13 protein-coding genes are annotated in these 14,526 nt (G+C 69.5%); 12 read left to right on the top strand and 1 reads right to left on the bottom strand.

Translation table 11 applies throughout. The annotated features are described in order from the left end of the window. Window positions 1-9: 9 nt before the first annotated feature. From ABIC47_RS02260 to ABIC47_RS02215, 10 genes are all read left to right on the top strand, one after another. Window positions 10-438, top strand: coding sequence for a type II secretion system protein (locus ABIC47_RS02260; protein ID WP_354476783.1), 429 nt, complete (start codon window positions 10-12; stop codon window positions 436-438). 93 nt (window positions 439-531) lie between these two features. Next, window positions 532-957, top strand: coding sequence for a type IV pilus modification PilV family protein (locus tag ABIC47_RS02255; protein WP_354476781.1), 426 nt, complete (start codon window positions 532-534; stop codon window positions 955-957). A 1-nt stretch (window position 958) separates the two neighbouring features. Next, window positions 959-1,522, top strand: coding sequence for a PilW family protein (locus ABIC47_RS02250; protein ID WP_354476779.1), 564 nt, complete (start codon window positions 959-961; stop codon window positions 1,520-1,522). Next, window positions 1,513-2,991 carry a hypothetical protein gene (locus tag ABIC47_RS02245; protein ID WP_354476777.1) on the top strand — a complete coding sequence of 493 codons (1,479 nt, stop codon included), beginning with the start codon at window positions 1,513-1,515 and terminating at the stop codon, window positions 2,989-2,991. The genes ABIC47_RS02250 and ABIC47_RS02245 overlap by 10 nt, the downstream gene beginning before the upstream one ends. Before the next feature lies 1 nt (window position 2,992). Beyond that, window positions 2,993-3,814: a prepilin peptidase gene (locus ABIC47_RS02240; protein WP_354476775.1), complete on the top strand. Its 822-nt coding sequence runs from the start codon at window positions 2,993-2,995 to the stop codon at window positions 3,812-3,814. Between the two features lie 29 nt (window positions 3,815-3,843). Beyond that, window positions 3,844-4,893, top strand: coding sequence for a type IV pilus assembly protein PilM (pilM, locus tag ABIC47_RS02235; RefSeq protein WP_354476773.1), 1,050 nt, complete (start codon window positions 3,844-3,846; stop codon window positions 4,891-4,893). After that, window positions 4,890-5,705: a hypothetical protein gene (locus ABIC47_RS02230; RefSeq protein WP_354476771.1), complete on the top strand. Its 816-nt coding sequence runs from the start codon at window positions 4,890-4,892 to the stop codon at window positions 5,703-5,705. The genes pilM and ABIC47_RS02230 overlap by 4 nt, the downstream gene beginning before the upstream one ends. Window positions 5,706-5,707: 2 nt before the next feature. After that, window positions 5,708-6,454 carry a hypothetical protein gene (locus tag ABIC47_RS02225; RefSeq protein WP_354476769.1) on the top strand — a complete coding sequence of 249 codons (747 nt, stop codon included), beginning with the start codon at window positions 5,708-5,710 and terminating at the stop codon, window positions 6,452-6,454. An 86-nt stretch (window positions 6,455-6,540) separates the two neighbouring features. Then, the gene (locus ABIC47_RS02220) at window positions 6,541-7,680 is read left to right on the top strand and encodes a hypothetical protein (protein WP_354476767.1); all 1,140 of its coding nucleotides are present in this window, start codon (window positions 6,541-6,543) and stop codon (window positions 7,678-7,680) included. A 22-nt stretch (window positions 7,681-7,702) separates the two neighbouring features. Then, window positions 7,703-8,197: a DUF6121 family protein gene (locus tag ABIC47_RS02215; RefSeq protein WP_354476765.1), complete on the top strand. Its 495-nt coding sequence runs from the start codon at window positions 7,703-7,705 to the stop codon at window positions 8,195-8,197. 15 nt (window positions 8,198-8,212) lie between these two features. Here the strand turns inward: ABIC47_RS02215 and ABIC47_RS02210 are convergent, their stop codons facing one another. Continuing rightward, on the bottom strand, window positions 8,213-12,727 hold the full coding sequence (locus ABIC47_RS02210) for a type VII secretion EssC family protein (protein WP_354476763.1): 4,515 nt from the start codon (window positions 12,725-12,727) through the stop codon (window positions 8,213-8,215). Between the two features lie 137 nt (window positions 12,728-12,864). Here ABIC47_RS02210 and ABIC47_RS02205 point away from each other — a divergent pair, with 137 nt between their 5' ends. Together ABIC47_RS02205 and ABIC47_RS02200 are read left to right on the top strand one after the other, a co-directional pair. After that, window positions 12,865-13,167: a hypothetical protein gene (locus ABIC47_RS02205; protein ID WP_018191980.1), complete on the top strand. Its 303-nt coding sequence runs from the start codon at window positions 12,865-12,867 to the stop codon at window positions 13,165-13,167. After that, on the top strand, window positions 13,164-14,522 hold the full coding sequence (locus ABIC47_RS02200; RefSeq protein WP_020487544.1) for a putative T7SS-secreted protein: 1,359 nt from the start codon (window positions 13,164-13,166) through the stop codon (window positions 14,520-14,522). The genes ABIC47_RS02205 and ABIC47_RS02200 overlap by 4 nt, the downstream gene beginning before the upstream one ends. Window positions 14,523-14,526: the final 4 nt, after the last annotated feature.

Raw genomic sequence — 14,526 nt, 5'->3', positions numbered from 1 at the left:
CCCGACCGAATGGACACCGCAATGTACTTCCGCATCATGGGCAAACTGAACCGCCGCCGTCAGGGGCTGCTCGAGGAGAACGAGAAGGGCTTCACCCTGATCGAACTCCTCGTGGTGGTCATCATCATCGGCATCCTCGCCGCCATCGCCATCCCGGTGTACCTGGGCATCCAGAACAACGCCAAGGACAGCGCGACGAAGTCCGACCTGACGAATCTCAAGACTCAGGTGGTGGCGGCTCAGACGAACAGCAACGGTACGCTCCCAGCCGACCAGACCGCGGCCAACATTCCGACGACCGTTGGCGGCACTACCAACGTGGCCTACACGGCCGACACGACCACCAATCCCCCTACGTTCTGCATCCAGGGCAAGAGCGGCTCGGGCGACACCTACAAGATCACCGACTCCACGTCGGCCGCCAAGGGGACTTGCTAGTACAAAACTCCGCCGGGTGAGCCGACAGCATGTTGTTGGCTCACCCGTTCTCCCGTTCTGACCCACCCGATCCGACCCGAAGGGAGGTGGAAGATGAACAGTACACAGGCATCCAGCAATCGCATCGTCCGAGTCGCTGATGAAAGCGGCTTCGGCATCGCCGAGGTCCTCGTCGCCATGTTCCTCCTCGGCCTGATCGCGGTCGCCCTCATCCCGATCCTGGTCCAGGGCCTCCGGGTCTCGGTCCAGAACGCCTCCCTCGCCACAGCTACACAGCTCGCCAACCAGCAGATCGAGCAGGTGCGCAGCCTCACCGCGTGCAGCTCCATCACGGCGGCCACCTCGGCCGCGACGGCGCAGAACGTGCCGCTGAAGGCCGTCCGCACGGTCGGCACTACATGCCCGTCGACGGCGACCGGTTACCCCACAACGGTGAAGGTCTCGGTCACCGTCACCCGCACCGACACCAGCGCGGTGCTCGCCACGGCGAAGACGCTCGTCTTCGTGACGGGACCCTGAGATGGCCGCCGCGAAGGACACGAGCGACGACGGGTTCACCCTCGTCGAACTGGTCATCGCCGCGATGATCCTGGTGCTCGTGCTCGCCGTCGTGGGCGCCATGATGTCCAGCCTCTCCACCACCTCCAGGACGGTGAACTCCATGACCGCGACGACGACCTCCGCACAGCTCGCCGCCGAGTCGGTCGAGCGCGGGATCCGCAACTCGTCGGACTTCATGCTGACCTCTCCCTCCGGGACCGATCAGTTCCTGGTCGCTCGTACCGCCAAGGGGGGCGCGACTCTGAGCTGGCAGTGCGTCGCCTGGTATTACTCCGCCGCCGACGGCAGTATCCGCTACACCGTCTCGCCCTCCGCGATCGCGGTCCCGACGTCGTCGACGCTTCCCACCTGGACCCTGCTGACCAAGGGCGTCCACCCCAACATCGGCACCGGGATCTTCAGCGGGTCCACCCCCAACCTCGCGATCGGGTTCACCGGGCAGTCGTCCGGGGCCGGACCCGTCGCCATCAACAGCACGGTCGTCAGCCGTGCAGGATCGTCAGGGACGCCGGCATGCTACTGATCACGCGACTCCTCCGCGCACACCGCCAGCCCGAGCGCGGCTCCGCCCTGATCGCAGTCCTGGGCGTGATGATCTTGGGCATCATCCTCACGACCCTCATCGCCACCTCGGTCGTGTCGGCGTACGGCTTCAGCTCCTCCACCCGCGCCGGCGTGCAGTCGCACGCTGCAGCGGATGCGGGTGTCGCCGCGGCCCGAGCCGGGTTATACACACCCGGCAATTGTTCAGCGCAGCCGACCCCCGGCGTCTACACGGCGACGGGCACGCTCGCCTATTCCGCTGCAGTCTCATTCGACGCCGGATCCGGGTGGCAGGCCGGGTGCCCGACCTCCAGTGCCAGCCGGGTGCGGATCGTCTCCACCGGCAGTCCGCAGGCGCCCGGAATCTCGGGCAACACCTCAGGCAACGCACGCAAGGTCGAGGCCGTCTTCAACTGGCTGGTCCCCGGAATCACCCCATCCGGCACGTCCATCGACCTCTACAGCGGCGGCCAGGTGGAGGCCAATTCCGGCTTCGACCTGTCCGAAAGCAGCGGGCTGGTCGTGCAGAACGGCAACCTGATCTGCAACAAGAACAACTCCGTGTTCAACGGGAATCTCACGGTCGGGGGAGCGTCGCCCAACGGCAACCTCACCTTCGGCGGTACCTGCACAGTTAACGGCAACGTGAAGGTGCAGAACACCGCAGACCTCGGCAGCGGCCGGATTGTCGGCAACCTGAGCGCGGGTGCGGTCCTCCCGAACCCCCCGGGCTCGAAAGTCTCCGGGACCTACACACAGTCGGGGTCCGTGCCGACGGTCCCGCCGTGGGTTGACGTCACATACAAGCCCAGCGACTGGGTGGATGCGACGGGCGCAGCGTTCCAGGTGAAGGTCGCTCCCGCCGACGTGCCGTGCAGCTTCACGACAGGCAACCTCGGGGGCACTCAGCCGGGCAAGCCCGTGATCATCAACATGCTCGGCTGCGTCGGCGGTCCGTCAGCGAACAACAACACGACCGTGTCGTTGACCAGCGACGTGGTCATCTTCGCCAACCAGTTCAACTTCAGCGGAACGAACAAACTGGCGTTCACCTCGTCCAGCACCGCCGTCCACCGCCTCTGGTTCATCACCCCGGACAACGTGGCCGATCACCAGCCGACGTGCAATTACGCTCCCGCTGCGACGGACCCCACCCACCAAGACGACTTCGTCGCGAAGAACGACTTGACCGCCTCTGATGTGATCTCCACCGACAACGCCGTGCAGGCGATGCTCTACACACCGTGCGCGCTGGTTTCGAAGAACAACCTGACGTGGAACGGACAGATCTACGCGGGCACGTTCAGCACGGTTATCAACAATCCGATCTACACCTTCGATCAGGTCGGGATCGCTGGCTACGATCTCAACACCGGCGCCGCCCTCCCGACCCTGACGAGTCCGCAGCCCGGATCTCTGATCTCGAACCGCGACCTAGGGGGCAGCTGACATGCCGGTCGTCGTCCTGGGCCTGTTCGGATCGCTCATCGGGTCGTTCCTCAACGTCGTGATCTTCCGCGTCCCTGCGGGGCGCTCGATCGTGGCGCCGCCGAGCGCCTGCGGTTCGTGCGGTGCCCGCATCCGGGGGTACGACAACATCCCGGTCGTCTCCTGGCTGGTCCTCCGCGGCCGCTGCCGCGACTGCGGCGCCTCGATCTCGGCGCGCTACCCCCTGGTCGAACTGGGCACCGGACTCGCCTTCGCCGGCATCACCGTCTGGGCGCTCGAGCGCTGGGGCTTCCCGGCCGAACTGGACAGCCACGCGCTCGGCGCCGCCCTGGCATCGATCGCGTTCCTGTACCTCGGGGCGATCAGTATCGCGCTGGCGCTCATCGACATCGACACCCACCGACTGCCGAACCGGATCGTCCTGCCCGCTTACGCCGTGGGCGCTGTCCTGCTCACCGGCGCTGCGTTCGCTCTTGGCGACCCCGCCGCGCTCGGCAGGGCGGCGATCGGCATGGGCGGGATGCTCGTCCTCTACCTCGCGCTCGCGCTGGTGCGCCCCGGTGGGATGGGCCTCGGCGACGTGAAGCTGGCGGGCGTGCTCGGTCTCTTCCTCGGGTTCCTCGGCTGGGGCGAGCTCGTCGTCGGCGCCTTCGCCGGCTTCGTCTTCGGCGGCCTGTTCGGACTGGTGCTTCTTGTGACCCGCCGCGCCGCGCGAGGCAGCGGCATCCCGTTCGGCCCGTGGATGGTCGCAGGAGCGTGGCTGGGGATCGTCGCCGGAGACGCGATCGCGCACGGGTATCTTTCGTTGCTCGGGATCGCCTGATCCGGCGGCGTGGTCAGAAGGGAAACGCAATGGTCTCTCGAATCGTGGGTGTGGACGTCGGAAACGACGTGCTCCGCGCCGTGGAGGTCGCGGACTTCGACAAGCCCCGCCCCACCGTGCTGAGGTACCACCAGGCGGTCCTTCCGGACGGAGCGGTGCAACGCGGTGAGGTGATCGAGCCGAACACCGTGGCGGAAACGCTGAAGCACCTGTGGAAGACGGGCGGCTTCACCTCCAAGCGGGTCGTCCTCGGAGTGGGCAATCAGCGTGTGTTCGCGCGCGAGCTCATCGTCCCCCGGGCGCCGCTCAAGCACATCCGCGAGGCCCTGCCCTTCCAGGTGCAGGACATGCTCCCTGTTCCGGTGGCCGACGCCGTCCTCGACTTCTACCCCGTCGCCGAAGCGGTGACGGACCACGGTGCGCCGGGCATCCGGGGGCTGCTCGTGGCGGCGGTCAAAGAAGCCGTCGCCAACAAAGTGCTCGCAGCGAAACTCGCGGGCCTGACGGTCGTCGACGTCGATCTCGTCCCCTTCGCCGTGAGCCGCGTCCTCATCTCACGGCCGGGGATCGGGGGCGGTGTGGTCCTGATCGACATCGGAGCGAACACCACCAGCGTGGTGATGACGGCAGACGGCGTGCCGCAGTTCGTGCGCATCATCCCTGCAGGAGGCGAGGATGTCACCCGAGCGCTCGTCTCCGAGCTCGGGATGGACGCGGCTCAGGCCGACGCAGCGAAGCGCCGGCTCGGGCTCGTAACCAACGTCGATCCGGGCGATCATCCCCGTGCGGAGGTCATCCACCGCGTAACAGGCGAGCTGATCAACAGCCTGCGCAACACCGTCTCGTTCTTCGCGAACACACGACCAGACCAGGCGATCGGCCAGGTCGTCCTGAGCGGCGGTGGATCGTACCTCGCCGGCCTCCCGGACTCTCTCAGCCGAGTGACCGGTCTTCCTGTGACGCTCGGCGACGCGCTCGCTGCAGTCAAGGTTTCGCCCAAGCTGACCGGCGGGGACATCGGACGCGATCGCGTCGCCATCAGCGCAGCACTGGGACTCGCAGTGGGGAGCGCAGCATGACGCAGACAGCCGAACGCAAGGACACCGGCCGGCGCGCATCGAAGGGCTCGGGTCCGGAAGGCTCCACGAGCACGCCGGGTGCGAAGCCCGGCCGCAACGGCCGCAGGAAGGTGGGGGATACCGCCGGAGGGACGCCGCGTTCCAGCGGGTCCGGCCGTCGGGACGGTGTCGCCGTCGGCGCGGAGCCGCGCGTGCATCTGCTTCCGCCCGAGGTGCTCGCTGACCGCAAGGCTGCGGTGATCCGCAGTCGCCTCCTCCTCGGAGTCGTTGCGGTCATCGCCCTGACCGTGCTCGGCATCCTGGGCGCCGGTGCCCTCGCCGTCTCGGCACAGCGCGACCTCGCCGCGGAGCAGGCGACGACCCAACAGCTGCTCAAACAACAGCTCCAATACGTCAAGGTGCGCGCCGTCCAGCAGCAACTCGACCTCATCAAGACCGCCCAGGAGGTGGGAGCCTCGACGGAGATCGCCTGGACTCCGTACCTCCAGAAGGTGCAGGCCACGCTCCCGCCGAACGTCACGATCACCGGAGTGGCTGTGGACTCGTCGACCCCGATCGAGCTCTATCCGCAGTCGACCGCATCCCTGCAGGGACCCCGCGTCGCGACCATCGTCTTCACCGCGCAGAGCCCGTCCCTCCCGGAGGTCCCCTCCTGGCTGATCGCGCTGAAGACGCTGCCGGGGTACGCGGACGCGCTCCCCGACTCGGTGAACCTCGATTCCAGCGGCACCTACACCGTGACGATCACCATGCACGTCGACGAGAAGGCGTTCTCGAACCGCTTCTCGACGAAGCAGAACACGGAGAAGTGACCATGGACAAGAACAAGTTGTGGATCATCGGCTCGGTGCTCGTCATGGCGGTCGTTCTGGCGCTCGGCTGGTTCCTGGGGATCTCTCCCCAGCTGGCGAGCGCGGCCTCCGCCAGCCTTCAGCGCCTGGACGTGCAGACGCTGAATGCGACGCAGGAGGCGACACTCGAGAAGCTGAAGAAGGATTACGCCAGCATGGACGAGTTGAACGGGCAACTCGCCGAACTCTCGCAGTCCGTGCCGAGCGATGCGGCCGCCGACGCCTTCGTCGACGAGGTCGACGCCATCGGCGGGGCCGCGGGCGTCATCGTCGCAGGGATCACCGTCGCGGACGCGAAACCGTACGAGCCCGTGTCCGCTCCGGCTCCTGCGGGCGGTGCAGCGAGCCCCGCGCCCACGCCGACAGCCACGCCGACCCCGGCGGCGACACCGGCGCCGACGCCGACCGCGGACCCGACGCCGGCCCCCGGGATGCCTCCGGTGACGAGCCCGAAGATCACTGCGGCGAACTTCTCATCTCTGGCGGTCACCTTGACGGTCAGGGGCACTTATGCGCAGACGCTCGCCTTCGTGGAGGGCCTGCAGCATGGCAAGCGGCTGTTCCTCGTGAGCGGGATCACGACCTCATCCACCTCCGGCACGACGAGTTCGACGAGCGCGCTGGCCGCAGGGATGGAAAGCGCGACGATCACCGGCCTGATCTTCGCCGTCACCCCATCGAGCCCGACGACCGCTCCAGCCCAGAAGTAGCACCCCCGGTCCCGCCTCCCCGGTCTCGGCCACCCCCGTTGCTACAGTGGGCGCAACGGGCCCGCCGGGCCGATGGAGGAGCCAGGATGAGCGACACGCCGGACGCGCCGAAGCGCGCGACCTACGAGCCGGGGCCGGACGACACACGGCCGGAGTCCGAGCAGGCGGCCGCCGAGCAGGCCGGCGCACCCGCGACCGCACCCGCCGCGTCCGCCGCTGCAGAGCCCGCCACGGACACGGGAGCACAGGTCGTCGAGCCGCCGTCGAATCCCGTTTCGGCGCGTGGTCACCTCAACCGTCCCGCAGACGACGCCGAGCAGGAGGCAGACCCCGTGGCCGTCGCGCCGGCCGAGCCGCAGCGTCCCGCCGCGATCGCCGAGCCGGAGCCGGTCGTCGCGAGCGATGACGACGTGGCAGCAGCCATCGCCCGTAACAGCCCGCAACCGGGAGCGACCGCCGCGGGCGACGCGACGGTCGACACCGCCTCACCTGTCGAGTCGGCCACTCCGGTGATCGTCGCAGCCGAAGCCGCCACTCTGAGCCAGGGCGACACCGCAACGACCGCGTATGGCAGCGTCCCGCCGGACGCACCGGCCGCGGCCACCACCGCCCCCGGCCCGCAGCCGGTCGCCCCGATCTACCTCACGCGCCCCGAGCCGCCGAAGAAGAAGAGCAACCGCGGCGTCGGCATCCTCATCGCCCTCGTCGGCACCGTCGCGTTCGCCATCCTGTGGGCCGGCGCCGTGCTCATCGTGGGGTCGCTGCTGACGCCGAGCAACGAGTTCGGCCCGGCGCTCCTCGAGTTCTTCACGGGTGGTCGCGCGTTCGGGATCCGCGGTTGGGCGCCGGTCGTGGCGTTCTTCATCGGGATGGTCGTGCTCATCCAGATCCTGAACCGCGCGCGCTGGTGGGCCTACATCCTCGGCGGCCTGTTCGTCGCGGTGTTCGTGTACTTCGTCTACATCGGTGCCGGCCTGATCGATGCCCAGTACTGGCTCCGCAACTCCGAGGAGTTCGCGATCCTCATGCGCAGCGCCTGGGTGAGCCCCCTCGCCGTCCTCGCCGGCGTGATCGCCCGCGAGGTGTCGATCTGGACGGGCGCGTGGCTCGCCGCCCGCGGTCGCAAGCTGAAGGCGCGCAACGCCGAGGCGCAGGCCGACTACGACCAGCAGGTCGCCGACGCCCAGAACCAGGCCGTCGCCGCCTACGCGCAGCAGGGGTACTGACCGGGAGGGCCCGCAGCCGACCATGCGTGACGAGCGCGTCTACGCAACCGTCGTCGCCTTCTTCGCGACGGGGCTGTACCTCGCTCTGGTCGTCGCCGCGTTCGGCCTGGTCTCCCTCGCGACCGACAGCGATGTCGTCGCCGACCCGGACGTCGGGCCGCTGGTCGGCCCCGTCATGGTGGTGGCGTCGGCGGTCATGCTGCTGGTGTTCCTCATCGTGCTCGGGACGCGTGTCCCGGCCGAACGCCAGCGGGTCTCGCCCGGTGTCGCGTTCGGCGTCGGGGTCGCCTGCTATGCCGTGTTCATCGCCGCGGGCGGTATCGCCGGTGCGGCCGGCGACCCGAACGACCCGTTCCACTACTTCCTGTTCGCGTTCGCCCAGCTCCTGCGCTGGCCCGCCATCACGATCGCGGTCCTGGCGTTCGCGGTGACGCTGCTCTACCAGCTGGTGCTCGTCGGACGCTTCCGGCAGCGCGGGCGACCGCGCTGGCCGTGGGAGGGCGACGACGAGGAGTAGGCCTGCCCGACCGGGTCAGACACGGACGCGCGCCGGGAGGGACGCATCCACCAGCGGCACCTGAACCCGCGTGAAGCCGCCCTTCTGGATGAACACACCGCGTCCCGGAGGGAACTCGGACCGGTTCAGGCGCGGCAGCGGCGTCTTCAGCAGGATGTCGCCCTCGACCGAGTCCGGCTGCAGCAGCAGCCCGCGCCGGCCGTTCTTCACCTCGCCGAGCAGCGGCCACGACGTGCCCCACGCGCTCGACTCCGCCTCCGCGACGAGCAGGTGATCGCTGCGTCGGATGGCGCGGATCAGCTCCACGATGGGGGAGTCGGCGGGCGTCTGCAGGAAGTCGCCGATGCTCTCGACGAACACCGCGATCCGCCCCTCGGTGTCCGGGTCGGCGATGGCGACGGCGAGGTCCTTCGCGAGCTCGGCGGCGTCCGCCGGCGTGAGCGCTCGGTCCGTCCACAGGCTCGACCCGGAGAGCGGAGACCGGGCGCTTCCCACGTAGTACAGCCGCGTCTCGGCGTCGAAGCGCGCCACCGCATCCGCCACCGCCGCCAGTGCGGTCGTGCGACCGCTGGCCGGGGGACCGGCGACCAGCAGCGTCCCCGATGGCTCGAAGCCGAGCGGGCCGAGGTCGATGTCGCCGATGCCGAGCACGGGCAGTCCGCCGACGCCGTCCGGAAGGGATGCGGGGTCCAGCTCCTTCGGCATCGAGCCGACGACGGGCGCCTCCGGGATGCCGGCGCGCTCCATCGCCTCCGCGAGACGACGGACGGCCTCCGACTGGTCCGCGACGGCACGCGACCCGCCGAGCACGGCGATCTGCGTCTCGTAGCCGTCGACGATCCCGCGGCCTGGAGGGGAGGCGGGCGAGAGGATGTCGCTGGGCACGTCGAGCATCCCGTACCCGTCGTCCGCCAGACGCAGCACGACGCGGCGCTGCACGAGCGAGCCGATCGCGGTGGGGACGGCGCCGGCACGGTCGCCGGTCAGCGCCACGTGCATCCCGAGCCGCCGGCCGTCGGCCAGCAGGTCGCGGAACACGTCGTACCATTGCGACCGCCCGGCCGGGATCTCGAAGTCCTCGCGGAAGCTGGGGAAGCCGTCGACGAGAAGCAGGATGCGCGGCTCCTCCTGGCGGCCGGTCAGCGACCGGTACTCCGTGATGTTGGACGCGTTCGCTTCGGCGAAGCGCGGGCCGCGGTCCTCGAGCGTCTCCTTCAGCATCCGGAACAGCCGGATGATGCGCTCCGGGTCGTCGCCGGGGATGATCGACCCGACATGCGGGAGCTTCTCCAGCATCCGCAGGCTGCCGGCGCCGAAGTCCAGACCGTAGACGTGCACCGGGCCGCCGCGCGGAGTGATCGCGGCGGCGGAGGCGAGGGTGCGGAGCACCGTGGACTTGCCGGAGCCGCCGGTGCCGTAGACGGCGAGGTTGCCGTCGACATCGGGCTGGAAGTAGACGGGACGCTGCTCCTGGCGGTCGGGGATGTCGGCGACACCGAGCAGCAGTTCCGCGTCGGTGCGCTGCCGCAGCAGCCCGAGGTCGTAGGCGGCGGCGAGTTCGTCGAGCCACGGACGGCGGGGAGCCGGGATGTGCGCCGCCGACTGCGCGCGCACGATCGCGGCGACCATCCGCTGCTGGTCCGTGGGGCCGAGGTCGCGCTCCGGCTCCTCGGCGGGCCGCTCCTCCTCCCAGCGCACCTCGCCGCCGAAGCGGAGCTCGGCGACCTCGACGCCCGCCCGCTCGGGCTCGCGGGTGGTCCAGCCGCCCGCGTAGGCCGACTGGAACCGCACGAGACGGCCTGGACCGGTCTTCGCCATTCCGCGGCCGGGGATGCTCGGGTCGAAATGCGCGGCGTCGGCGACGCCCACCACGTCCTGGCTGTCGGACTCGTCGGCCATGCGCAGCGCGATGCGGAGGTTGGTGTTGGCGCGGAGGTTGTCCTTGATGACACCCGCCGGCCGCTGCGTCGCCATGATGAGGTGGATGCCGAGCGAGCGTCCGCGCTGGGCGATGTCGACGACGCCGTCGACGAACTCCGGCACCTCGCCGACCAGCGCGGCGAACTCGTCGATGACGAGCACGAGCGCGGGCGGGCTGTCCGGGTCGCCGCGCTTCTCCAGCTCCAGCAGATCCTTCGCCTTCTTCCGGTTGAGCAGGTGCTCGCGGTAGTGCAGCTCGGCGCGGAGGCTGGTGAGCGCACGGCGCACCAGGTGCGGGCTCAGGTCGGTGACGAGGCCCACGCAGTGCGGGAGGCTGACGCAGTCGGCGAACGCGGACCCGCCCTTGTAGTCCACGAAGAGGAAGGTGACCCGGTCGGGGCTGTACTCGGCGGCCATCCCAAGCACCCACGCCTGCAGGAATTCGCTCTTGCCGGCGCCGGTGGTGCCTCCGACGAGGGCGTGCGGTCCCTGCGTGCGCAGGTCGAGGTGCATGGCATCGACGCCGGCCGACCCGATGGTCGCGCGCAGCGTGCCGGGGCGGCGTCGCGTGGGCTTCGCGCCGGCGGTGCGGTCGTGGATGGAGGCGTTCTGCCGCCAGCGGTCGACCACCGCACTCGACGACTCGGCCAGCTCGTGTCCGAGCAGCGTCACCAGCGACACGGAGCGCGGCAGGTCGCTGGCGTCGGCGACGAGGGCTCCGGCGTCGATGACGGGGGCCATCCGCTTGGCGTAGTCGAGCGCGGTCGCGGCGCTGACCGGCTCGGTGACGACGTCCTCCACCGTCTCGCCGATGCGGACGAAACCGGCCCGCGCGCGGTGCGGCTGGTCGGTGTGCTGAAGGAACGTGCGGCAGACGGCCGGGAGCCGGTCGACGTCGTCCGAGATCCACACCGGGAAGACTCCGGCGTCGGCCGCCGCCTCCGCGAGCTGCACGAGGCGGGCGCGGTCGACGGCGACGTCGTCGGAGATGACGACGATCACGGCCGGGACCGGCGACGGCGTCCCGTTGCTGGTCTGCGAGCGGCCGACCTCCGCGCCGCGCTCGAGGGCGGCGCTCTCCTGCTCCATGGCACCACGCCGCTGCGGGCCGGCCTTCGCGGCCGCGAGGCGTTCCTCGACGAGGCCCTCGAGCGAGCTCAGCACGCCGGCGGCCGAGGATGCGCTGTCGGCGAGGTGAGCGCCGGCCAGCGGGCTGTGCGGGGACGACGTGTGCGGCATCCACTTCAGCCAGCCGAGCTCGCGCGACCACCGCGGTGAGACGAGGGCGGCGACCGCCAGCTCGGAGGGGGAGTGCAGGGCGGTGAGCTGGACGAGCACCGAGTTCACCGATCCCGCGACGAGGTCCGTCGGTCCGGCGATGCCGAGCGCCCCGGACTCGTACAGGTTGTCGAGCACCGGGACGTCCTCGACCAGGGCGTTGTCGGCGATGACCGTGTCGAGGCGCTCCTGGAACTCGACGATCAGCTCGCCCCGGTCGACGGCCTGCACGGTGTTCCGCGAGCGCATGGTGCCGCGGCCCAGCTGCAGGTTGAGGAACGACCAGTGCTCCGGGCGCCGCGTCCAGAGCAGCGGACCGCGGCGGACCGCCTCGGCGAGGGCGTCCGCGGTGGTCGGCGTCTCCGCCTGGCGCAGCTCGACCTCCGTGGTGCGCTCCTGCTCCAGCTTGCTGGAGAGCGCCTCGAGCCGCTGCTCGAACAGCGCGATCTGCTTCTTGAGCTTCCGCTTGCCGCGGGTGCGGCCGCTGATGTAGTTGCCGACGAGCATCACCGGCGACAGCAGCACGAAGAGCAGGCTGGTCGGGTTGTGCGTGAGGAAGAACATCGCGCCGCCGAGCAGCAGCGGCGTGATCATGGCGAGCAGGGGGAAGGGCGGGTCGTCCTTCTCGCCCGGCACCTCGGGCGCCTGGAAGACCTGCCCGGAGTATCGCCGCTCGACGCGCGGCGACCGGTTGAAGAACACCGGGCCCGCGGTGGGCGGAGCCGCCGGCAGCTCGGAGTCCGACTTCACCTCGAGCTCCACCTCGGTGTCGCCGAGCAGCAGTGTCTCCGACCGCCGCACGGTGAACCGGGTCACCAGCCCGCCGTCGACGACGACACCGTTCGCCGAGCCCAGGTCGACGACCTCGACGCCGTCGCCCGCCTCGAACCGCACGTGACGCTTCGAGACGAGGGGATCCTGCAGCACGATGTCGCACGACTCGTCGCGACCGAGCACAGTGGTCCCGGCGCGCAGAGGGAACTCCGTGCCCTCCTGCGGACCGCTGAGCACCCGCAGCGTCGCGACGACCGGCACGTCGCCGAGTTCGGGGGAGACGTAGTGGAGGCCGGCGTCGGCCAGCGCGACCGTCGCACCGCTGCCGATCCAGGCCTCCCCGACCGGGGCGTCCGGCGGCAGGACGAGCGGATCGGCCTGTCCGGGGAGCTGGGCGCGGAGCGTCAGCGCGCCTGGCGCGGCGACCGGTCCGGTGCGCCGCGGATCGATCCGCGCCACGGTCGAGGCGACCTCGGCGATGCTGGCGGCGGCGTCGGCGGTGACGACGATGTCATCGCTGCTGCCGGACGGGCGGGCGAGAGTCAGTTTCAGTCGCACTTCAGCACCATACCCATCTCCTCGCCCGCACGTGGATGGGGACCGCTCCCCATCGCTTCCCCGCTGGTCCACCGGTACGTTGCTGAAGGCAGGATGACCGGAGGACTCCGGCGGTCGCCACCGGAAGGGGAGGAACAGTGTCCGATCTCGTACTCAAGCTGGACGAGCTGGTGCAGCTGCGCGATGACCTCGACGCCGTCGTGCGCGAGTTCCAGAACGCCGACGACTTCAGCGACTCCGTCGCCGAGGCGACCGGGCACGACGACCTGCACAGCCACGTCCGCGACTTCGCCCACAAGTGGAACGAGAAGCGCAAGGAGATGACCGAGAACGTGAAGAACGTGCAGCAGGTCATCGCCGCGGTGGCGGACAACTTCGTGAAGGTGGACGGCGACCTCGCCAAGGCGCTGGACGAGAAGAAGGGTGCGGACCACAAGTGAGCGACAAGGAGTTCCAGCCGCTGACCGGCGACCCCGACGTCCTGGAGGCGAAGGCCCGCCACTACGAGTCGATCGGCGAGGCGATCCAGCGCTCCGTGAAGGAGCTCAACAAGATCCACGACCTCGACGGCTACAAGTCCCAGGCCGTGTCGAAGCTGCAGGAGATGTCCAAGGACACCGCAGAAGACATCAACAAGGCCAAGGACCGCTACTCGAAGACGGCGAACGCGCTGATCACGTACGCCGCCCAGCTGCGCGAGGCGCAGGACGACGCCGACAAGGCCATCGCGCTGATCGAGCAGAAGCAGAGCGCGGCGGATGCGGCGCACAAGGCGGCGACGACCGCCCACACCGACGCGCAGAAGGCGAAGCCGGAGGACGCCGCGACCGCAGGTAAGTCGGCCGACAAGGCCGACGATGCCGCCCGCGACGCGAACGCAGCCCTGCAGGCGGCGCACCAGGCCTGGTACGACGCCCGCGACAAGAAGAACCGCGCGGCCGAGAAGGCGGTCGACGCGATCGTCGACGTCGTCGACCACCACAACAACGGCCTGAAGAACCCGGGCTTCTGGGACAAGGTGATGGATGTCATCGAGACCATCGGCGACATCGCCGGGGTCCTGGCGATCTTCCTCTCCTGGGTTCCGATCCTCGGACAGGTGCTGGTCGTGATCGCGCTGGTCGCATCCATCATCAAGCTGGTCGATGCCGTCGTGAAGTTCGCGAACGGCGAGGGCACGTTCCTCGACATTATCGGAGCCGCCGTCGGCGTCGCGCTGAGCCTCTTCGGCGGACGCATCTTCGCGTTCCTCGGAAAGGCCGCGCGCATCAAGGCGCTGGCCCGTGCTCCGCGGCTGGTCGGCGGTGTGCGCACCAGCCCGAACGCCATGCTCAAGATGCAGATCGGCAAGCGCTTGATGAAGTCGGCGACGAAGAAGCTCTTCGAGAAGCCGCTCAACGACGTCAACCCGGTCAAGATCTGGCAGGCCGCCGGCGAGTCGGCCGCCGGCCAGCGCGCCGCGTACAAGGCCCTGGTGACGGATGGCGCCGACAAGGCGAAGGCGATGCGGACGCTGCTCGGCATCGACCAGAACGTCGTGCGGGCCGTCTCGCATGACGTCGGCGCCCGCGAGGTGAACCCGCTCACCGTCGTCGCCGCGTACCACCAGGGCACCGCGCTGATCAACAAGGGCATCGAGCTGGTCAACGCTCCGGGCAAGGTGGACGAGATCGCCAACAAGTTCGACGGCGGCAACCACACCGATCTGCCCAAGATCCCCAGCATCGACCTGCAGAAGTTCGCGCTCGGCCAGGCGGACAAGTATGTTCCGACCTACAAGAGCAACAACGGCTGAGGAG

The sequence above is a fragment of the Leifsonia sp. 563 genome (genome assembly GCF_040545055.1).
Lineage (GTDB): Bacteria > Actinomycetota > Actinomycetes > Actinomycetales > Microbacteriaceae > Leifsonia.
The sequence above is the reverse complement of the archived record's forward strand: the minus strand, read 5'-3'. Positions and strand labels throughout refer to the sequence as shown.

Coding starts and splice junctions, on each gene's coding strand:
- ABIC47_RS02260 (WP_354476783.1), top strand. CDS start 10: ATGGACACCGCAATGTACTTCCGCATCATGGGCAAACTGAACCGCCGC.
- ABIC47_RS02255 (WP_354476781.1), top strand. CDS start 532: ATGAACAGTACACAGGCATCCAGCAATCGCATCGTCCGAGTCGCTGAT.
- ABIC47_RS02250 (WP_354476779.1), top strand. CDS start 959: ATGGCCGCCGCGAAGGACACGAGCGACGACGGGTTCACCCTCGTCGAA.
- ABIC47_RS02245 (WP_354476777.1), top strand. CDS start 1,513: ATGCTACTGATCACGCGACTCCTCCGCGCACACCGCCAGCCCGAGCGC.
- ABIC47_RS02240 (WP_354476775.1), top strand. CDS start 2,993: ATGCCGGTCGTCGTCCTGGGCCTGTTCGGATCGCTCATCGGGTCGTTC.
- pilM (WP_354476773.1), top strand. CDS start 3,844: ATGGTCTCTCGAATCGTGGGTGTGGACGTCGGAAACGACGTGCTCCGC.
- ABIC47_RS02230 (WP_354476771.1), top strand. CDS start 4,890: ATGACGCAGACAGCCGAACGCAAGGACACCGGCCGGCGCGCATCGAAG.
- ABIC47_RS02225 (WP_354476769.1), top strand. CDS start 5,708: ATGGACAAGAACAAGTTGTGGATCATCGGCTCGGTGCTCGTCATGGCG.
- ABIC47_RS02220 (WP_354476767.1), top strand. CDS start 6,541: ATGAGCGACACGCCGGACGCGCCGAAGCGCGCGACCTACGAGCCGGGG.
- ABIC47_RS02215 (WP_354476765.1), top strand. CDS start 7,703: ATGCGTGACGAGCGCGTCTACGCAACCGTCGTCGCCTTCTTCGCGACG.